The 19,522-nt window shown below is 58.6% G+C and carries 20 protein-coding genes; 9 read left to right on the top strand and 11 right to left on the bottom strand.

Going from position 1 to position 19,522, the window contains the following annotated elements; all coding sequences use genetic code 11:
• Positions 1 to 5: 5 nt before the first annotated feature.
• On the bottom strand, positions 6 to 1,301 hold the full coding sequence (locus PVV54_RS14835; RefSeq protein ID WP_274905971.1) for a DUF1254 domain-containing protein: 1,296 nt from the start codon (positions 1,299 to 1,301) through the stop codon (positions 6 to 8).
• Between the two features lie 63 nt (positions 1,302 to 1,364).
• Entirely contained in the window at positions 1,365 to 2,855 is a 1,491-nt protein-coding gene (locus PVV54_RS14830) for a DUF1254 domain-containing protein (RefSeq protein ID WP_274905970.1), read from the bottom strand.
• Between the two features lie 304 nt (positions 2,856 to 3,159).
• On the opposite strand from PVV54_RS14830, the gene PVV54_RS14825 reads away from it, so the two are divergent.
• Positions 3,160 to 3,945: a transporter gene (locus PVV54_RS14825; RefSeq protein WP_446731469.1), complete on the top strand. Its 786-nt coding sequence runs from the start codon at positions 3,160 to 3,162 to the stop codon at positions 3,943 to 3,945.
• 167 nt (positions 3,946 to 4,112) lie between these two features.
• Here the strand turns inward: PVV54_RS14825 and PVV54_RS14820 are convergent, their stop codons facing one another.
• The gene (locus PVV54_RS14820) at positions 4,113 to 5,015 is read right to left on the bottom strand and encodes a LysR family transcriptional regulator (protein WP_274905968.1); all 903 of its coding nucleotides are present in this window, start codon (positions 5,013 to 5,015) and stop codon (positions 4,113 to 4,115) included.
• Between the two features lie 105 nt (positions 5,016 to 5,120).
• On the opposite strand from PVV54_RS14820, the gene PVV54_RS14815 reads away from it, so the two are divergent.
• On the top strand, positions 5,121 to 5,552 hold the full coding sequence (locus tag PVV54_RS14815) for a GFA family protein (RefSeq protein ID WP_274905967.1): 432 nt from the start codon (positions 5,121 to 5,123) through the stop codon (positions 5,550 to 5,552).
• 66 nt (positions 5,553 to 5,618) lie between these two features.
• Here the strand turns inward: PVV54_RS14815 and PVV54_RS14810 are convergent, their stop codons facing one another.
• Complete coding sequence (locus tag PVV54_RS14810; protein WP_274905966.1) at positions 5,619 to 5,882, bottom strand: hypothetical protein; 264 nt, start codon at positions 5,880 to 5,882, stop codon at positions 5,619 to 5,621.
• 220 nt (positions 5,883 to 6,102) lie between these two features.
• Between PVV54_RS14810 and PVV54_RS14805 the strand changes: the two genes are divergently transcribed.
• The gene (locus tag PVV54_RS14805; protein ID WP_274905965.1) at positions 6,103 to 7,746 is read left to right on the top strand and encodes a GGDEF domain-containing protein; all 1,644 of its coding nucleotides are present in this window, start codon (positions 6,103 to 6,105) and stop codon (positions 7,744 to 7,746) included.
• A 93-nt stretch (positions 7,747 to 7,839) separates the two neighbouring features.
• Here the strand turns inward: PVV54_RS14805 and PVV54_RS14800 are convergent, their stop codons facing one another.
• The gene (locus tag PVV54_RS14800; RefSeq protein WP_274905964.1) at positions 7,840 to 8,235 is read right to left on the bottom strand and encodes a RidA family protein; all 396 of its coding nucleotides are present in this window, start codon (positions 8,233 to 8,235) and stop codon (positions 7,840 to 7,842) included.
• A gap of 143 nt (positions 8,236 to 8,378) precedes the next feature.
• Between PVV54_RS14800 and PVV54_RS14795 the strand changes: the two genes are divergently transcribed.
• On the top strand, positions 8,379 to 9,293 hold the full coding sequence (locus PVV54_RS14795; protein ID WP_274905963.1) for a LysR substrate-binding domain-containing protein: 915 nt from the start codon (positions 8,379 to 8,381) through the stop codon (positions 9,291 to 9,293).
• Positions 9,294 to 9,450: 157 nt separating this feature from the next.
• On the opposite strand, the gene PVV54_RS14790 is transcribed toward PVV54_RS14795, so the two are convergent.
• The gene (locus PVV54_RS14790; RefSeq protein ID WP_274905962.1) at positions 9,451 to 10,365 is read right to left on the bottom strand and encodes an alpha/beta hydrolase; all 915 of its coding nucleotides are present in this window, start codon (positions 10,363 to 10,365) and stop codon (positions 9,451 to 9,453) included.
• Positions 10,366 to 10,481: 116 nt separating this feature from the next.
• Here PVV54_RS14790 and PVV54_RS14785 point away from each other — a divergent pair, with 116 nt between their 5' ends.
• Entirely contained in the window at positions 10,482 to 11,402 is a 921-nt protein-coding gene (locus tag PVV54_RS14785; protein ID WP_274905961.1) for a LysR family transcriptional regulator, read from the top strand.
• A gap of 120 nt (positions 11,403 to 11,522) precedes the next feature.
• Here PVV54_RS14785 and PVV54_RS14780 read toward each other — a convergent pair whose 3' ends face one another.
• The gene (locus tag PVV54_RS14780; protein WP_274905960.1) at positions 11,523 to 12,083 is read right to left on the bottom strand and encodes a helix-turn-helix domain-containing protein; all 561 of its coding nucleotides are present in this window, start codon (positions 12,081 to 12,083) and stop codon (positions 11,523 to 11,525) included.
• Between the two features lie 247 nt (positions 12,084 to 12,330).
• Between PVV54_RS14780 and PVV54_RS14775 the strand changes: the two genes are divergently transcribed.
• Positions 12,331 to 12,840 carry a GNAT family N-acetyltransferase gene (locus PVV54_RS14775; RefSeq protein ID WP_274905959.1) on the top strand — a complete coding sequence of 170 codons (510 nt, stop codon included), beginning with the start codon at positions 12,331 to 12,333 and terminating at the stop codon, positions 12,838 to 12,840.
• Positions 12,841 to 12,897: 57 nt separating this feature from the next.
• Positions 12,898 to 13,758, top strand: a complete 861-nt coding sequence (locus PVV54_RS14770; RefSeq protein WP_274905958.1) for a DMT family transporter — start codon at positions 12,898 to 12,900, stop codon at positions 13,756 to 13,758.
• A gap of 624 nt (positions 13,759 to 14,382) precedes the next feature.
• Here PVV54_RS14770 and PVV54_RS14765 read toward each other — a convergent pair.
• The 4 genes from PVV54_RS14765 to PVV54_RS14750 form a co-directional block, all read right to left on the bottom strand.
• On the bottom strand, positions 14,383 to 16,806 hold the full coding sequence (locus PVV54_RS14765; RefSeq protein WP_274905957.1) for a TonB-dependent siderophore receptor: 2,424 nt from the start codon (positions 16,804 to 16,806) through the stop codon (positions 14,383 to 14,385).
• Between the two features lie 89 nt (positions 16,807 to 16,895).
• Positions 16,896 to 17,729 carry a FecR family protein gene (locus PVV54_RS14760; protein WP_274905956.1) on the bottom strand — a complete coding sequence of 278 codons (834 nt, stop codon included), beginning with the start codon at positions 17,727 to 17,729 and terminating at the stop codon, positions 16,896 to 16,898.
• Between the two features lie 3 nt (positions 17,730 to 17,732).
• Positions 17,733 to 18,242: an RNA polymerase sigma factor gene (locus tag PVV54_RS14755; protein WP_274905955.1), complete on the bottom strand. Its 510-nt coding sequence runs from the start codon at positions 18,240 to 18,242 to the stop codon at positions 17,733 to 17,735.
• 93 nt (positions 18,243 to 18,335) lie between these two features.
• A complete protein-coding gene (locus PVV54_RS14750) occupies positions 18,336 to 18,749 on the bottom strand; it encodes a RidA family protein (protein WP_274910442.1) in 414 nt (137 codons plus the stop codon).
• 229 nt (positions 18,750 to 18,978) lie between these two features.
• Between PVV54_RS14750 and PVV54_RS14745 the strand changes: the two genes are divergently transcribed.
• On the top strand, positions 18,979 to 19,335 hold the full coding sequence (locus PVV54_RS14745) for a hypothetical protein (RefSeq protein ID WP_274905954.1): 357 nt from the start codon (positions 18,979 to 18,981) through the stop codon (positions 19,333 to 19,335).
• Between the two features lie 2 nt (positions 19,336 to 19,337).
• Positions 19,338 to 19,508, top strand: coding sequence for a DUF1289 domain-containing protein (locus tag PVV54_RS14740; protein ID WP_274905953.1), 171 nt, complete (start codon positions 19,338 to 19,340; stop codon positions 19,506 to 19,508).
• The last annotated feature ends 14 nt before the right edge of the window (positions 19,509 to 19,522 follow it).

Raw genomic sequence — 19,522 nt, 5'->3', positions numbered from 1 at the left:
TCTGCTCAGGGGTTGACGACCTCAATCGGCGGGAACTTGTAGCCGCCCCCCCGTACGGCTTCGCTTGGGCCATACATGCGCAGGACGATGTAGGCATCCTTTTCGGGAATCGGCAGGAAGTTTGGGTTGGAAGCATCACCCTTGGCGGCGAGTTCGATGGTGTAGTTGCCATCGGCATCCGGCTTCAAGGTCCGATCACCACGACTGTGACGATTGAGGTCGTTGTGCGCCATGAAGCGGTTGTCGCTGCCATAAACGGTGAACGACCAAAACTCGCTGACCTGCGGTGCCTTGAAGTGCAAGCGATAGGTCTTGCCGTTCGAGCCATTGATCGGCTTGCCATCAGCGGCCTTTGCCGTTTGCAGATAGATTGTTTCATCCGGCGGCAGGCCCCACTGGCCCAGGTAGGTGCCCGAAGCAAACAGATCACGTGGACCGTCGCCCAGTTGTTTGCGGGTTCCGAGGGACTTGTCGCCACTGGTTAGTGTGGGTGCCAGTTCCTTGATGTGCTTCATGCCGAGTTCTTCACCCTTACTGGCAGCCGCGAGTTGATCTTTGGTGAAGTCTTCCTTGCACGGTTCGATGCCGACTGTCTTGTACTGGTCCAGCCATTTCTTGTCGGCCTTGCCCATGCTGCCGTCACACAGCACGAAGTTCACACGCTGCAACCAGTTGGTTTTGGTTGGGTCCAGGTAAGTGCGTTGCTTGGCTTTGGGGCCGGCCACACCAAGGTAGGCGGAAAGCGTGCGTACGTTCCAGTCGTCCATGTAGTTCAGGGCTTTCTTTTCGTCCTCTGGGCCAGTGGCCATAATCCGGCCCATCAGCTTGACCAGGTTGGAATCGACGCGAATCACCTCGGTGACACTACCTGGCACTTCGCCTTTCCAGTCCTGCGAGGCGAACATGAAGTGGCCGCCTTTGCCGCCACGACCCCGTGAACCGATCATCGAGGTGGTGTAGTGGCCCATGTCCATGGTGTGCAGGATCCAGTAACGGCCTTTGTCCATGTCCGGCACACTAACGATAACCGGTTCGGCGGCGACGTCGAGCCAACCCATCAGGTGCAGGGTGTCGTTGTTGATGGTGGGATGATCGGTGTAGGTATCGTCAGCCAGGTGGCGGATATTCTGGAAGCGGTTGAGCGGCGTGTCGGTCTTGACCGCTGTTTCGTAGAAGAATTTGTAGGCTTCATCGATGGAATAGCCATAGATGTAGGCGTCTTCCGCCAGCTTGTCGGGGATCTGTGCGAAGGCCGGCACGGCAAGCGAAAACAGGGCTGCTCCAAGCACAATGGGTTTCATCAAGTCTCCTTGGGCCGGCGGGCCAACCCCTGTCGTTTGGTTTTTGAAGGATGCAAGCAGTATTCAGAGATTTACCCGTTCGAAGTCGGGCAACTTGAAGGTCTTGTTGTTGAGCGCTTCGGTGGGACCATAGAAGCGCATGGCTGGCAACGGGCGCTTGCCGGAGGTGGGAATCCAGTTGGTTTCCTCGCCTTGCGGGGCCATTGGCCCGACATAGATCGTCACGCCGCCATCGGTATTCTTCTTCATCTTGTCGACATCGAACGACGACAGCGTGGTGCGGTTGTTGTTGCTGTAAATGAACGAGAAAGTGGCGCGGTCATATACCGTCAGCGCCCAGAATTGCTTGACCGGCATGTCCTTGGGCACGTCGAGCTTGTAGAGCTGGCCGGCTTCCAGCGGTTTGCCGTCCTTATCAGCCATCGCCATCTGGTACGACGTCGCCGGCGAGGCACTGAGAACCTTAGGCATATAGGTACACCAGAAGTACTCCGCTGCTCGTTCGAGCAAGTCGATGCGATCTTCGTAGATGAACGTGAACGTGTGGTTGGCATCAGGCTGCAACAGCGAGACGTAGTGCCGATCCGGCCAGTACACGCGCTTGGACATCTCGGTGTCGAACCATTGCTGGAGGAAGAACCAGGCATCGATCGCGGCCTGGTGCATGGCCTTCTTGGCGGTTTCGTCCGGTGCGAAAGGTTTGCCTTTGACGATGCCTAGCGACGACAGCATGCCCATCATGACCTTGTCGTATTCGCGCACTGGCTCCACGCTCATGATCGCGTGCATGTCTTCGAAGTGGCGTTCATCATAAAACGGCAGCGTCGGATAGCGCTCATGGGCAGGGTCGATGAACTTTTGCTGCGGTGGCGACTTGGCTTCAGCCAGGTAGTACATGCGCAGGCGCTTGGCGTATTCGTAGGCGTCCTTGGCTGTCTTGCCTGCGGACGGCACCGAGCGAAACGCCAGGGCGATACGGTAATTGGGCGAGGCCACGTGGATATAGCCCTTGGGAACGTTACCTTTGTAATCAGGTGCAGTGAACAAGTACTTGCCACCTTTGCCTTTGTCGAGCCCTGCCGGGCCTACGTCGGCGATCGTCAGTTGCCAGGCATCCACCACCTGGCCATACAGGCTGCCGTCCGCAGAAGCTGCTGGGATTTCCAGCACCACAGGACCTTTGCGCAGATCCGTGTAAGCCGCGATGTAAGGCGTGGTGCTATTGGCAGTAATGGCTTCAAGTTGTGGAGTAGCCGTTGACGAATAGGCAATGATGTCATTGTCTTTGTAGCCAAGATCCTTTTCGGCAGCACGGCGGAAGGAGTAGATGGCAATCGCTGGCATGTTCCACAGGATGGCTTCGAACGCACGCTGGTACTTGATCTGGTAGTCGAAGTCCTTAACCGAAGGGCTGGTCCCCGCTGGGGGTTGCCCGCCCAAGGGTTCGGTAGCTGCCTGCGCGGTTAAGACAGTACAAGCGGCAATCGCTGTGGCTAGCAGGCAAGGCTTCAGACAGGTGGCCATCCGAGTCATCAATCCCACAATGGCTGCCATGAAAACCTCCTTTGTGCAAGAGACTGTCGGTAGCCCGCTGCTTTGCAGCATGGCTGCCCTCATCGAACTTGAAGCAGTGTAGGTGAGGTTTTCTGGACAACCGGGTAAATGCTTACATTTTGCGCCCATTCTTTAATTCCACGGCGGTGGCACGGGTTGCATCGAAGTGCATGGGTGAACGCCGAGCGTTGCACTCAGCATTCGTTTGGCAAGCAATCATTGTCTACACTGGCGCAGGATCAGGAACCTGCAAATTCACCAGCTGACAGGTAAGCCTATGCGACAGGTGCGTTACTCACACTGGATGTTCATAGTCATCTCATCTGGTGTGGGAGGTGCCCAGGCAGAAGACTCCGCCGAACTGGCCAAGGCTGCACTAAACCCCGTGGCGGCCATGTACAGCCTTCCCGTGCAGTACAACTGGGATCAGAAGATGGGGGCGACGGGTGACGGCATGCACAGCGTCACCAACATCCAGCCGGTGCTGCCGTTCACATTGAACGAAGACTGGAACCTGATTTCACGTACTATCTTGCCTGTCATCGACCAGCACGGGCTGGCCCCCGACGGCGCTGCGGACAAGTCAGGTGCAGGGGATATCACACAAAGCTTTTTCTTTTCCCCCAGCAAACCCACCGACAGCGGATGGATCCTCGGAGCAGGTCCAGCCTTGTTGATTCCGACCGCCAGTGACGAACTACTCGGTAATAAACAATGGGGTTTGGGCCCGACTGCGGTAGCGCTCAAGCAGTCAAATGGTTGGACCCGAGGGGTGCTCGCCAACCATATCTGGGGCTTGGATGGCAGCCCGCCGGATGGCAAGGAAAAGGTCAATCAGACATTCCTGCAACCCTTCCTGTCGTACACCACCAAGTCGCTCACCACCTACGGCATCAACACGGAATCGACCTATGACTGGCAAGCGCGCGAGTGGTCGGTCCCCATCAACCTGACCATCACCCAACTGCTCAAGATAAATGGCCAACCCCTGACCATCCAAGCGGGCCCGAGGTACTGGCTGGACAGATCAGGCGATGGCCCCCAAGGCTGGGGATTCCGCGCGGCAGTGACGTTGCTGTTCCCTCGCTGACAGGCTTCCATTCAACCGACGCATATCAGCCCTTCGTGAGGAATGTGAAGCCCCAGACTTCGTCTGCCCCTATCAGCGAACGTCTGCTATGGGTCGAAAGCGGTCATTCGCGACTAGCTGCTATCGACCCATTGCTGCCATTCAGGCCAGGCAGTGAATGTCATCCTCTACGCTATTCGCTGATCGGCCAAGCATAGGTATTGATGCAACTGCTCTCCAAGAACCTCGAACACCTGAGCGATCCTGTTAACTTTGCGCAGGTCATTGTGCATTGCGATCCATACGTCTACCTCAAAGCCAAAGTCGTGTGGCAGCACATGTACCAGGCCGTGCGATTTTGCTACTTGTGTCGGGCAGAGTCCAAAGCCTAAGCCCGCTTTCAGAGCGGCCAGTTGAGCAAGGTGATGATCAGAGGCGATGGCGAAATGCTGGTCGGCACCGCACAGACCGGCGTCGACCAACCGACGCAAATCTGCTGAGCGCCTGTCCGGCCCGATCAGCGGCCGTTGGCGTAGCGAAAGCAGGGAGGTTGCATTACCGTAGCGCTGCAGGCACCCAGCACTGGCATGGATGCCAATTTGCAAACTGCCGACACGCCGCACTGTAATATCAGCTTCAGTGGGCCGTATCAGCCGCACCGCAATATCCGATTGCAGCCTGGCGATGTCCTCAAGGGCATCGCTTATGCTCAACTCAAGTTTGAGCCCCGGATGTTCGTAATGGAAAGCGCGCAGCAGATCGGGAAGTACCTCGACGCCAAGCAACTCGCCACAGGTCAGCCGAATCGTACCGTGATCCATTGACGTTTCAGCGCTGGCCATGCGATTGAAGGTTTGCGCGGCCAGATCCATGGCCTCCACATGTTCGATCAGGCGCTGCGCTCCACCCGTTGGCGTAAGGCCTGAAGATGTGCGGGTGAACAGCTTCACACCGAGAGTATGTTCAAGATGGTCGAGGCGCCGGCGCGCAGTGGCCTGGGCGATACCAAGTAAGTTCGCTGCCCCGCTCAGGCTGCCAGAGCGCAGCACGGCCAGAAATACACGCTGGCTTTCCCATTCAATGCCACTCATACATTCTTGACCAACTGTTGCTCCTGATTTGCTCTTCTGCCCGAACCTGTGAAAAAGGGATCATACGCCCTCATTTTTTCGGTCATCATTGTAAGGAACCAACGCATGAGAATCACCGGTCAGTGCCGATGTGGGCAAGTTACCATTGAGATCGCGGCGCCGCGATTGCCGCCACTGTATGCCTGCCACTGTTTGAACTGCCAGCGCTGGAGCGGCAGTGCGTTTGGTCTGCATATGCTGAGCGCGGCGTCGGCTGTTCAGGTGTCTGGCGAAACGGCGATCTTCAGGCATGAACACCAGGGGCAAACGTCTACCCAACATGCCTGTGGTATATGTCATACCCGCCTGTTCAACGAGACCACGGCAGCGCCCGGCATGCGGGTGGTACGAGCCGGCATCCTGGAAGGTGCTGAGCGTTTCGAGCCGATTGCGCATATCTGGACACGGCGCAAGCAGCCTTGGCTGGTGCTGCCGGGGACTATCGCACAGTGGCAGGAGAGCCCGACGCCCGAAGCATTCGCCGCCGCACTAGGGTAAAAGTGCCTGCACCTTCATCAGTGAAAGTGTGGCTCGTCGAACGGTAAATTGTCAGGGTACAGGCGATCAATTGGCTCTTCTTATCGCGCACTCTCTGGCGATCGCTGCCCATGTCTCTTTGTCGGGCTTTAGATCCGGATACGTTTGAACGGCCACATCAACAGTCGCCTCCAGTACGCCTGCCATTGCATGACCCACAGCCCTCTTGAGTTCGGCGTGACTGGCTGCTGGTGAGTGCAGCAGCGCTCGTTTCAGTGCGTCGTTAAGCGCCGCGGTGGCATCGATGCCACCATCGAGAAGGGCTTTTGCAGCGCCAGGGGAGAGGTTCAATTTTCTTCATCCGCGTTGTATGGCTTGGATGGGCTAGACGTGTAAACAGTACTTTTTTCCAGCGGCATTGATAGCGGTTGGCTGCAGCTAACGCAGTTCCAGGCTGAAAGCTGCTGACCAACGCCATGGCTCCCGATTGCTGGCAGCGCATCAGTGATGCCACAATGCCGCGCCACGCCTTGCACGCCAAACGATAAGCGCGATACACGGACCACCCACTATGCCCAGCCTCCGTAGCTGCTCCAACACGCCAAGACGTCTGTCGGGTCGGTTGCGTCGACTGCTGTGTTTCGTGCTGTTCTCGGTTCCCGCTGCGTGGGCGACCCCGGTCACCCAACAGAATGGCGCGCTACAGGTGATAGATGTACAGCTGCGCTGGAAACATCAGTTTCAGTTCGCGGGCTATTACGCTGCCATCGCACAGGGCTACTACCGCGAAGAAGGGTTGGAGGTGCGGTTACACGAAGGCGGCCCTAATATTACGCCGGTCGAAGAAGTGCTGTCCGGGCGCGCCCAGTATGGCGAGGCCAACAGCGAACTGCTTCATGCACGGTTGAATGGAAAGCCTCTGGTCGCGCTTGCGGTGATTTTTCAGCATTCTCCGTCTGTGCTTCTGGCTCGCAGTGACCAACAGGTTCGTACCGCGCACGATCTGATCGACAAGCCAGTAATGTTGATGGATGCACAAACCGATGCCGATTTTCTGGCGATGTTCCGCAGCGAAGGTATACCCCTCGAAAAACTGCAACTGCTGCCCAGCAGTTATCAGGTTGAGGACTTGGCCAACGGCAAAGTGACGGCCTTCAACTCGTACTCGACCAACGAGCCCTTCTATCTGCAACAGCGCGGTGTAGAGTACAACGTTATCTCGCCTGTCACTTACGGCATCGACTTCTACAGCGACATCCTGTTCACCACGCAAGCCGAGATTGATGAGCATCCTCAACGTGTCGAGGCTTTGCGCCGTGCCACGCTGCGTGGCTGGCGCTACGCGATGGATAACCCCGATAAAATCATCGACCTGCTGCTCGATCAGTATTCGGTGGAGAAAACCCGCGCACACCTGGAGTTCGAAGCTCAAGCCATGCGTCCACTGGTGCAATCGGACTTGATCGAGATCGGTCATATGAACCCGGGGCGCTGGCAACGTATGGCTGAAACCTTCCTCGAACTGGGCATGGTCAACAGCATCGATGGCCTGGAAAACTTCATTTACGACCCCAACCCGCCACAACTCGTCGAGCGGCTGCGCAAGACGATAGTGTTGATCAGTATTGGCGGTGTGCTGGTGCTGATGTTCACGCTGGTGCTGTTGAATACCCAGCGCCACCTGCGCAACGAGATCAAGTTACGCAAACTCGCGGAAGAGGAAGTGCGCAAGCTGGCCTTCTATGACAGCCTCAGTGGCTTGCCCAATCGCAATAGTTTTATTCCCTTCGTCAGTCAGAAGCTGCTCGGCGCCAAGCGTCGGGGCGAGCATTTGGCCCTGTGCTACATCGACTTGAATAACTTCAAGCAGATCAATGATTGTTTTGGGCACCAGGCGGGCGATGCGGTCCTGGTCCATGTAGCCTCGGCCATCAAAGCCCATATTCGCGACTTCGAAATCGCCGCGCGCATGGGCGGCGATGAATTTGTCCTGCTGCTCGACGGCGCGCATCACAAACACGATATTGAGCGCATCACCCAGGCGATTTGCAAGGCTGTCGAGCTGCCCATGCCGTGGAAAGACAACCAGATCACGGTCAGTGCCAGCCTTGGTGTGGCGTGGTACCCGGAAGATGGCGAACTCCTCGACGAACTGATGTTCAAGGCCGATAGCGCCATGTTCCAAAGCAAAGCCAGTAACGCCGCGCAGGCCTGAGCTTTTACGCGCTGTTCTCCGGAAAAGACGCTGATGACGGCGAAGAGCGTGTGCTCTGCGGCTGTCCTTGGCCCAGGTGAGGTTTGGCCGGCGCTAGTGCGGCAGTTTCGCGATCACCTTGATCTCAAAGTCGAAGCCGGACAGCCAGGTCACGCCGATGGCAGTTACCGTGGGGTAGGGCGCTTGGCCCCAGTACTCGGCTGCCACCTCCCAAATGGTCTCGAATTTTGCGTCGGGGTCGACCATGAAGATGGTCGTATCAACCACATCCTCGAAACTACTGCCGGCCCCGGCCAGGATCGCGTTGAGGTTGGCGAAGGCCAAGCGCACCTGTGCCGAAAGGTCCGGCTCGGCCGTGCCATCCTTGCGGCTGCCTACCTGGCCGGATACAAACAGAAAACCGTTGGAGCGAATGGCCGGCGAGTAGCGGTGCAGTTCGTACAACGCATGGCGGTCAGATGGGAAAACGACATCACGTTTGCTGGACATTGCATACCTCATGCGGGGCCTTCGCGGCCCGGTGTGTTTACGGTGAGGCCACTATAAGAACGGCCACCGGCTTGAATAAACGGGCAGTACTGGTCATGACTGTTTGTATAATCCAAACAATCCGGGCACGAGAGGGGCGTGAAATGGACCGCTTCGATGCAATGCAGGCCTTTGCCCGCGTGGTGGAAACCGGCAGCTTCACCAAGGCTGCAACCACCTTGCACATGAGCAAGACCACCGTGACACAGCTCGTTCAGCAGCTGGAAGCGAGGCTGCGCGTGCGCCTGCTCAACCGCACCACACGCAAGGTCAACGTCACCGCTGACGGTGCGGCTTACTACGAGCGTGTGGTCCGGCTGCTGGGCGACATGGATGATGCCGAGACCAGCTTGTCGAGCGCGTCGCTGACACCGCGCGGGCGGCTGCGGGTGGATGTGCCCAGCCCGCTGGCGCGAATGCTGCTGATACCGGCCTTGCCGAGGTTTTTTGCGCGATACCCAGAAATTCAGCTGACCTTGGGCGTGAGTGATCGCATCGTTGACATCATTGGCGAAAACATCGACTGCGTGGTGCGCGGCGGCGAAATCACCGATCAGTCCCTGGTGGCAAGGCATGTGGGCGATCTGAAGCTCGGCATTTATGCCACGCCCGGCTATTTGCAGCGCTTCGGTACGCCGGTGCATCCGCATGAACTGGAGCAGAGCCGACACCACACCGTCGGCTTCCTCTGGTTTCGCACAGGCAAAACCTTGCCCTATGCGATGCAGCGGGGTGAGGAGCGCATCGAGCTGCAGAGCCGCCCGCAACTGACGGTCGATGACGGCAATGCGTACCTTGCTGCCGGCCTGGCTGGCCTGGGCGTGCTGTGGCTACCGCAGTACATGGCCAAACCGCACCTGGCCAGTGGCGAGCTGGTGCCGTTGTTTGAAGACTGGCACATGTCGCCCATGCCGATGTACCTGGCATTCCCGCCGAATCGCCATGTCAGCGCGAAGGTGCGGGTGTTTATCGACTGGATTATCGAATTGATGGGTGAGCATGCGCCGCTGGCTGGGTAGCGGTGTACGCCCATCGCGGGTGCGTTATGGGGGAGTAGCCCTTCGAGGCCAACCCTCTGGAACTCCCGCCGGGTGCTCAGCATCACGTTCCGCGGTTTACCGCATTGCCTATTCCCGAACCCGGCGCTGGGACGCCGGGTGTTTGGCAAAGGAAGGGTTACAGGCGGCTCTGAAAGAAATCAGCCAGCACAGTGGCGGCTTCATTTACGTAGGGCTGCTTGTCGTAGAGCGACATGTGGTTCGCCCCCTCGATGAGGTGCATGTGTTTGTCGCTGCTGGCCGCTCGGACCAGGAGATCATCACTCATCCATTTGCTACCTGCCTGGGTGCCCGCCACGATCTGCAAGGGCTGAGTCAGGAAGGCCTCGGCTTTGTTGTAGGCGTCGTAGGTGATGATCTGCGACAGGCTGCGCGCGGTCATGAAGCCTGGTGCATTGGGGTGTTGGGCGCGAGGGGTGTGGTAATACTCCCAAGCTTCGCGCAGTTCTTCGTTCGGTGCATCTTCTTCGCGCATCGGCGCCAAAGGCAGGGTCGCCAGCCCAGCGCCCTTGGCGTCGCTGCTACGCGCCTGTGAGCCATGCTCGATGTACGGCAGGGCATCAGCATCCTTGACGGTGTTCTCCCAGCCATTGCGGAACATTTGGCCGATGTTAACGGCGCTCACCGTGCCAACGGCCTTGATGCGTCGGTCGTTGATTGCGGCATTGGCGGTATAGCCCGCGCCGGCGCAGATGCCCATAGCACCGATACGGGCCGGGTTGACGTAGGGAAGCGTGGTCAGGTAGTCGACCACTGCGCTGATGTCTTCGGTACGCACATGGGGGTTTTCCAGCTGGCGCGGCAGGCCGGTACTCTCGCCTTGGTAGGAGGCATCGAAAGCGATGGCCAGCAGCCCCTGTTCAGCCAGCTTCTGCGCATAGAGGCCAGCAGCCTGCTCCTTCACACCACCGCCCGGATGGGCGACGACGATGGCCGGGTACTGTTTGCCGGCATCAAAGCCAGCCGGTTGATGAATGACGGCGGCGAGCGTGATGCCGTGGCCGTTGAGGGTGTGGATGGTGACGTTATGCATGGTCCTGGCTCCGAAGTTGAGCGTCTGTTTGTTGCTCGATGAATTCATGGTAGGCCAAGGCTTGTCATTGAAAAATATGCAATACTCGACATCAGTCGTCAGCAAAACTGAACAATATGTCGATCAATCCGTCACTGCTTCCGGCCCTGGCCTGGTTCGTCCACATCGCTCGCCACCGCAGCTTTACCAAGGCTGCGATCGAGATGGAGATGTCCCGTGCAGCGCTGTCGCAGCACCTCAAGGGCTTGGAGCAACAGCTCAGCGTGCGCCTGCTGCATCGCACCACCCGTGACATGTCGCTGACCGAAGAAGGCCAGCGCCTCTATGACGCCTTGGCCCCGGCGCTGAAGATAATCGACCTGGCGGTAACTGAACTGGGTGAGGCGCAGTCCTCGCCGACCGGGCTGATCCGGGTGAATGCCTCTCGCATCGCTGCGCGAAACTTGCTGGAACCGCACCTCGGCGAATTTCTCGCCCGCTTTCCGGGATTGCGCCTGGAGATGGTGCTTAACGACGGCTTCGCCAACATCATCGCCGACGGTGCCGATGTGGGGATTCGCCTGGGTGACAGTCTGGACGAGCATATGGTGGCGGTCCCGATCACCCCGCGCATCGAGATGGCGATAGTCGGTTCACCCGCCTATTTCAAGCGCCACGGCATTCCGCAGAGCCCGGCCGAGCTGAACCAGCACGACTGCCTGGCGTATCGCTTCACCAGCAGCGGCACACTGGACCGCTGGTCATTCACGGCACCGGACGGGGATGGCCATACCCAGGTGTTCGAGCCTCGGGGCAGCGTGGTATTCAACGATGACGAGAGCATGCTCAAGGCGGCCATCCAGGGCGTTGGCCTGGTTAAATACTTGGATATCTGTGTGCGCGAGCAACTGGCGTCCGGTGAGCTGGTGCGGGTGCTACAGCCTTGGTGCCCGTCTTTCCCCGGCTTCTATCTCTACGCCCCTACACGTGCGCAAATGCCGGCCAAGGTGCGGGCACTGATCGACTTTCTGTTAGAGAAGCGATCTCTGCTGGGCTGACATTGTGGTCGCAGAAATGAAGGAACGAGTGACTGCTTCTGGCCGATTGCGGCCCGTCACGCAGAACAGAAACCGGCGATAAACGGATACTTCTATCGACGCCCACGCAGCGGTAAACAATCAGGAAGCGCTAAGGACGACTACGCCGTACACACAGGGTTCATCGCTGTCATTGATGAAACGACAGTCCATGGGCGGGCCCAGTTCCAGGCAGTCACCTTCGCTCATTCTGTGCTGCACATTGCCTTCTGCAAAAACCAGCTCGCCCTTAATCACCCATATCAGTTGCCGTGAAAATGCATAGGCTGAAGCCGGCATCGGCACTTGCTTGCCAGCCGGTAGCGTAACTTGAACGAGATCCAGCGGCATGTCGGAGCGGGGAGATACATGCCTGCGCTCATATCCGGTATCGGGGTCAATCCAGAGCGGTTGATCTGCTACTCGGAGCAGCCTCCCCTGGCGCAGCTCAGCACGGGCAACAAGGGTAGACATGCTCAAACCGAAGGCGCCAGATAGCTTGCCCAAAAGGTTAGCGGTGGGGCTGCTCTCTCCACGCTCGATCTTGTAGATCATTGCCCGTGAAACTCCGGCTTTAGCGGCCAAGTCTGTCAAAGACCAACCTCGGCTTTCTCGCTCGATCCTGATCCGAGCGCCAATTTGCAGGTCAATTTCGTTATTCATCAGTGATTATCGCTTGGGTGTCGTGGCCTCATCAGTGGAGGAGGTTTTCGTACTACTATAGTAATACGTCACTTTTGGCGCTTCCAGCCTCGAAATGGTTTCTAACCCCCCATCTAATGCCTATATCTAGAGGGTTTAGGCAAAAATCTCGATCCTTTCTGACGCAGCGAGCGATAACATATTGCCTTATCGTTCACTATGATGGATATTCAATCCACTATAGTGACGAGGCCGCGAAGAGGTTCCCATGAAAATTATTAATGCCACAGGCGACCACATCGCAGGGATCACAGCCATTTACAACGATGCTGTTGAGAACTCTACCGCCATCTGGAATGACGCGAAGGTCGATACCAACAACCGCCGAGCCTGGCTTGCTGATAGGGCGCGAGCGGGCTACCCGGTACTGGTCGCTATTGATACCGGGAACAATGTCCTGGGATACGCCTCCTTTGGCGATTGGAGAGCGTGGGATGGCTACCGGCACACCGTGGAGCATTCCATCTATGTTCGTGCGGATCAGCGGGGCAATGGCATAGGCAAGCACCTGCTTTCGGCGCTTGTAGACCGGGCGCGCAGCATCGGTAAGCACGTAATGGTGGCAGGCATCGAGGCGGAAAACCTCGCTTCGATTCGTCTGCATGAGCGGCTTGGGTTCGAGCATGCGGGTAAATTGAGAGAGGTCGGAGTGAAGTTTGGGACGTGGTTGGATCTGACTTTCCTCCAGTTGAAGCTTGACGCTCGTTCTGCTGAGTAACCTCCGACTCAAAGCAACAAACCTGAGGGCCACGTCGTGTTGAGAAGCAGAGATAGCGTGCTGCAAACCGGGGAGCAGACATGGCTGTGGTTAGCTGCAACGATCTTCAGCTTGATCGCTTTCGCAGCAAACTCTGTCTTGTGCCGCCTGGCGCTACGGAGTGGCGATATCGACCCTGATTCCTTCACCACAATTCGCTTGCTCGCAGGTGCACTCGCTCTACTACCACTCTGCCTGAAACCACTGAAGTCAAGATCGCCCAGTGGCACCTGGCGAGGTGGCTTCCATCTCTTTGTCTACGCGTACCTCTTCTCGCTGGCCTATGTGCAATTAGCTGCCGGCGTTGGTGCATTGATTTTGTTTGGCGCCGTGCAAATCACTATGTTCGCCCTGGGCATGAAGAGTGGGGAGAAGCTTCAACTGCGGGTAGTAATGGGAATGCTAGTGGCGTTCTCTGGTCTGATCGTTCTGCTGGCTCCAGGTGGCAGTGCGCCGCCCCTCACAAGCGCGCTATTCATGGCAGCCGCGGGCATAGCCTGGGGATGCTATTGCGTGCTTGGAAAACGTTCAGAAAGCCCGGCTCGCGACACAGCAGGAAACTTCTTGCGCAGCCTCCCACTGATGGGGATCGTCGCGGTCATAAGTCTTTCGCGGGCAAATCTACAAATCACTCCGACGGGGGTAATTTATGCTGCCGCATCAGGAGCGCTTGCGTCCGGGGCAGGCTACGTCGTGTGGTACGCGGTCGTGAAACGACTTCGCGCTCAAACAGCCGCAACCCTTCAGTTAAGCGTTCCAGTGCTTGCATCCGCTACGGGGGTGATATTGCTTAACGAGCCGCTTTCGGCACGCATGGTGACCGCATCCCTGATAGTGCTGGGAGGAATTGCATTGGCTTTGGTTGGCGCGAAACGATGAGCTGAGTGAGAGCCCATTGTCAGTGTCCGCTATGGGGGGGCGTTAGGGGCCGTTTGCAACTGATCGTTTTCGACCCATAGCGGACGTTCTGGTGTTCAGCTGAGGTCAGTGTTGAGGCGTGCAGGTGTTCGTCTCGGCATTAGCATTGTCTATTAGATCGAGCGCCGCCCGCGCGGCGCATCGCGGATGAATCCGCTCCTACAGTTGTTGCAACGTGGCCATACCTGATAGGCCACGGTTATCAGCTTGGTGTGCATGGCGCAAACTCACGGCGGGCACTCCCGGCGCCCCGTATGACTCACGGGGTGCACGAAGGCAAGCAGCCATGGCCTGACAGGTTTGGCACGTTGCAACAACTGTAGGAGCGGATTAATCCGCGATGCGCCGCGCGGGCGGCGCTCGATCTGACAGGCGCAGGCGATGTCACAGTGAACATTCCAGGCATTACACAAACGCGATGCAGCTGAACGATTGCAATGGGTCGAAAGCGGCCATTCACTACCTGCCTGTAGGCAGGCTCGAAAACGGTCACACATGAGTGACCGTTTCCGGCCTATAACCAACGTCAGCTTGCGCCACGCTCGCTGAGCCATTCACAGCGGATCTTTCCACACTGCAACCAAACTAGAACTCAGGCGTGTATTTCACACTGAACATCACGTTGCGCGGGTCCCCATAATAGTTGTTGTAGTCAATGGTGTTGTAAGCCGGCACGTAATACTTCTTGTCCAGCAGGTTGTTCAGGTTCGCCGCCACGGTGATTTCGTCGCTGACCTTGTACGCCACCCGCGCATCCCACACCGCATAGCCCGGCAGGTCGAACACGTGGTCATAGGAAGTAGTGCCGGTGACCGCCGTGGTCCCCAGGCCCACCGAGGTGCGGCTCAAGTCACCCGGCAAGGTGTAGTCGGCCCACAGTTTGAACTGATGCTTTGGCGTCCAGGTGCTGTACACCTTGTCCTTGTAGTCCCCGTCTTCCAAATAACGCGTGGTGTTGTAGACGTAGCCGGCCATCACCTGCAGGCCACGCATGACCTCGCCGCTGACCTGCGCCTCCAGGCCCTGGCTGCGCACCTTGCCCGAGGCCTTGGAGCAATACCAGCCATCGCAGTCCATCGGGCCGCTGCGGTCGAGCACGGCATGGTGCTCCTGGTCATAGCGGAACAGCGCGACCGATGTGTTCAGCGCTCCGTCGAACAGCTCGCCTTTCACGCCCAGCTCGTAGTTGCTGCCGATGATCGGCTCGACCACCGAGCCCGACGTCGTGCGCGCGGTCTGTGGCTGGAATACGTCGGTGTAGCTGGCGTAGACCGACCACTGCTTGTCCAGCGCATACACCAGCCCTGCATAGGGCGACACCTTGCCGTTGCTGCTGGTGGTGGACTCGCCGTAACCGCTGTGGTCAAAGAATTCGGCAGCGTAGCTGTAGTCGTACCAGCTGGTGCGAGCGCCGAGAATCAGCTTCAACGGGTCGGTCAGGTTGATCGACCAGCGCGTATAGAAGCCCTTCTGCTCCACCTCGTATTCGGTCAGTTGGCCACGGCCGCGACTGGCCAGATCGTAGATGGTCGGCATCGGTCGATGGTGATCGACATTGGACGAGTCCGCGCCGAAGGTGGGTGCCCGCGCCCAGCGGTCATCGGTGTTGATGCGGGAGTAGTTGGCGCCTAGCAGGAAAGTCTGCTCGAAGCCGAAACCGGTGAAGCTGCCATCCAGGTAAAGGTCCAGGCCCTTGCTGTGGGTGGTGAAATCGGTGCTCCAGTCGATGTAGGTGTTATCGGTGGAGCCGTTGGCTGGCAGGGCATCCCATAGCGCCTGGTAGGTGGCACCATTGTGTTCGCTCATATACACGCCGGCAGCCTTGAGCCGCCAATCGTTATTCAGCCGATAAGTGGCATCCAGAAACACGCTGGTCTGGTCATTGTCGGCACGGTTCCAATCGGCGCCAACATAAGTCGAGCGTGACCAGTCCGGGTTGCCTCCATCGGCGTAACGCGGCAAGCCAAGCATGGCCGGGCGTGAGTGACCCTTCTGGTTGGCCACGCCCAGGCCAACGGTGAGGTCGGGTGTGAAGTCGTAGTCGACTGCGCCATAGACGGTCTGGTTCCAGCCACGCACGTAGTCGATGAACGATCCGTTGTCGTTCTGGCTGATCACGGTGCGGGCACGCAGGGTGCCTTCGGCGTTCAGTGGGCCTCCGGCGTCCAGTTGCAGGCCGTAACGGTCCCACGACCCGGCCTTGCCGGTGAGGCTCACGGTGGCTTTGTCCTGACCACGCTTGCGCACCAGGTTCATCGCGCCGCCCGGGCTGTCGCCACCTTGCAGCAGCGCGGCCGGGCCCCGCAGCACTTCGACGCGGTCATAGAAGCTCAGGTCTTCGGTCAGATAGCTGCCCAGCGAGTAGGTGTTGCGCGGTATTGGCACGCCGTCGTACTGCAGTGTGTCGATGCTGAAGCCGCGGGAGTAGATGAACAACCCCGAGCCCGGTGACTTGGTAGCGGTCAGACCAGGCGTGCGGCTGACCAGATCGGTGATGGTCTGGGTGTTCTGGTCATCCATCTGCTGGCGGGTCATGACGGTGACCGACTGCGGGATATCCTTGAGGCTCTGCACGCCTTTGCCCAGGGTTACGGCGCCGGAGGTGTAGGAACGGCTGCCCTCGGTAGTAGTCAGCGGCGGGCGGCCTATGACGCTGGAGGTCTCCAGCTCCAGGGCGCCGTTGCCGGGCTCGCTTGGCAGGGCGATCAGGTACTGGCCGTCGGCGGTCTTGCCGAGGGTCAGATTGCTGCCGGCGATCAGCTGGCGCAGTGCCTGCTCGACGCTCAGCTGCTGATGCAATGCCGGCGCCTGCACGGCGTGGGCGGCGTCTGTGTTGAAAAGGATACGGGTGCCGGTCTGTCGGGCGAGGGTGCTGATCGATTGGTCCAGCGGCTGCGCAGGCAGGTCGATGCGGTATTGTGCCTGTTCAGCCTGCAAGGGGCCGGCTGCCAGAAAGCCAAAAGTCGCCAGGAGCATCGCCTGGCGCAGCGGGTGGACAAAGAGCGTCATGGAATCCCTATCGAAGGTAATGATAATGAGTTTCATAGGGATTGGCGTTTGTGCAATGGCGAACTTTGATGTGTGACTGAAAATAATTTTCAGTGACGCACAACTACCTTCACGAAACCGCCATCTTCACGGTGCACGGTCACCGGAGCCAGCCGGGGTAGCGTGTCGATCAGCTGTTCGACGTTGCGGGTAAGGAACTCGCCGCTTAGTCGATACGCACCAGCGGGTGGGCCTTCCAAGCGAATTGGCGCGGCGCGATGGCGCTGCAGTTGCGCGACAACCGTGTCCAACGGCGTGCCGTCGAAGTGGAACAGGTCATGCCGCCAGGCCTCCAGTTCGCCAGCTCTCGTCGCCTCGATCGGGCCAAGCGCCTGCGCGCTGGCGAGCAACTGCTGGTTGGCGGTGAGCTGTCTGCGGGCCTTGCCGTTGTCCACTTCCACCGCGCCCTCCAGAACCGCCACCCGCACGCCGCGCAGGTCGCTGCGCACATCGAACACCGTGCCGATGTCTCGCACTGCCACACCCTGGCTACGCACGATAAAGGGCTTGGGCTGGTGTGCCACGCTGAACAGACCTTCGCCGTCGAGCAGTTCGAACTGCCGGCTGCGCAGGCGGTACTCGATGCGCAGCACGCTACCCGCGTCCAGTTCAATTGTGCTGCCGTCAGCCAGGTGCAGCACTTCGCGCGCGCTGCTGGCGACTTCGACCTGGCGGTAGCCGAGCGCCGGGTCGGCCAACCAGGCCCAGCCGGCCAGGGCCAGCAGCAGGGCTGTTCCGGCAGCCTTGCGCCGACGGCTGGCAATGCGTGCGCTCTGCGCCCTGGCTTCGGCCAGCAGGGCTTCGCGACTGGGCACCAAGGTGCGCAGCGACTCAGCGTAAGGCTCCAGGGCATCGGGAACGACGGGTGGGATTTGGCGTTGCATCGGTCAGGTCTCCGGCTGCCAGCGCTGCGCGAGGGTGCGCATGGCCCGCATGAAGTGCTGGGCGACCATGTTGACGGAAATGCCTAGCTCGTTGGCGATTTCATGTTGTGGCATGCCGTGGATGCGGTGCAGAAGAAACACGTGACGCTGGCGCGCTGGCAACGACTCGATCACCGCCAGCAACGCTCTCAGGCGCTGTTCGAACTCCAGCGCCATCGCGCCGTCGAGGTCGTCGCGATGCTGCTCGACCACGGCCATCTGGCTCTGTACGTATAACGAGCGAGTGCTTTCGGCGCGGCGCCGATCAATGGCGCGGTTGAGCGTGGCGCGACGAAGAAAAGCGATGGGTACGCTGATGGCCTTGAGCGGTGGTTTCTCCAAAATCTGCACGCAGACGTCATGCACCACGTCACGGGCGAAATGCTGGTTGGAAAAGCGTTGGCGGATGTGCTCGACCAGATCGTCATAGTGCAAGGCCAGGGCTTGCAAGAGATCGTTGTCAGTCGAGGCCATGACGGCATCCAATTGATAGTGAATATCATTTATACCATGCAATTTCCGGATCCGGCAAACTGATCTGAATCCGGCCATTCAGCGCGCGGGGTGTCAGCCAGCAGCCACCGCATCAATTTCAATCAACATGCCCTGAAGTGCCAGGCGCGGCACAGGGATCAACGTGCAGACAGGTTGCCGCCCTTGCGCCCAGATGCGGTTCGCTTCCATGACCCAGGTGCGTAGACGCTCCTCGTCATGGTCAACGATCAGCAGCGTCAGCTTGAATACCTGTGCCAGGCTTGCCCCTTTGGACGCCAATGCCGTCGCCAGGTTGGTCAGCGCCTGCCTGGCTTGCTGCGCAAAGTTCGGGGGCAGGTTTCCGTTGGCATCCTCACCGCCTTGGCCTGCAATGAACAGCAGCCTTGTGCCCGGCGTCACTTCTGCGACGTGGGAATAGCCATTACTGCGCGGGTCGTACAAGCCGTCCGGGTTCGACAGGGTGAATGCAGGATTTGATGGTTGAATCATGAGACTGCTCCAGATCAAGGTGCGGGCAGTCTGGTACCTGAGGTTAAGTAGAGGTCAAGCAAAGCGCTCCGGTATTCTTGAGTCGCTCGCACACGACGATGCATATCGGCAATCGTTGGTTTACTCTGCACGGTCTGCAACAAGGCTTGATTTCAGCGCCTTTCAAGGGGAGGGCGATTGGCCTGATTCAGCACCTGCTCCACCCCTATTTCCAGAGGAACCCGCAATGCGCCCTGGCATACGTGAAACGGCCCGAAGCGAACACCGGCTGATCACTTACCTCACCGAAGCGTGTGAAACCGCGAAAAGTGAAATCAAAGGCTTTACCTGGCTCACCCACACTGCCGACATGAAGGCGTGGCCTGAAACCCTGAAGGTTATCTGGGTGTTTGAAACGCAGGCGGACAAAATGCTCGCCCAGGTTGACGCGAAAGATCGCATCTTTGAGTTGACGGCCAACGCACTGAAAGACGCCGCCATCGACCTGAAGCTCTCAGATCGCAATGTCCGACTCGACTCCGAGGAAGAATGCCAACGCATTCAGGGTGGAGACTGGCGCAGGCGCCTGGCTAAAGGTTATTGACGATGGCTAAAGAAATCGAGAACCCCTGCATCTCAGTGTGCCAACTGAAGGGGGATCTGTGTGTGAGCTGTGGGCGAATCAAGGAAGAAATCAGAAAGTGGAAACGCATGAAGCGGCCTGAAAAGATGGCTGCGGTGCAAAGAGCGAATGTGCGCTTGAAAGGGCTGAAGTAGGAGCATTAAAAATC

It is taken from the genome of Pseudomonas sp. PSKL.D1 (genome assembly GCF_028898945.1).
Classification (GTDB): Bacteria; Pseudomonadota; Gammaproteobacteria; order Pseudomonadales; family Pseudomonadaceae; genus Aquipseudomonas.
The sequence above is the reverse complement of the archived record's forward strand: the minus strand, read 5'-3'. Positions and strand labels throughout refer to the sequence as shown.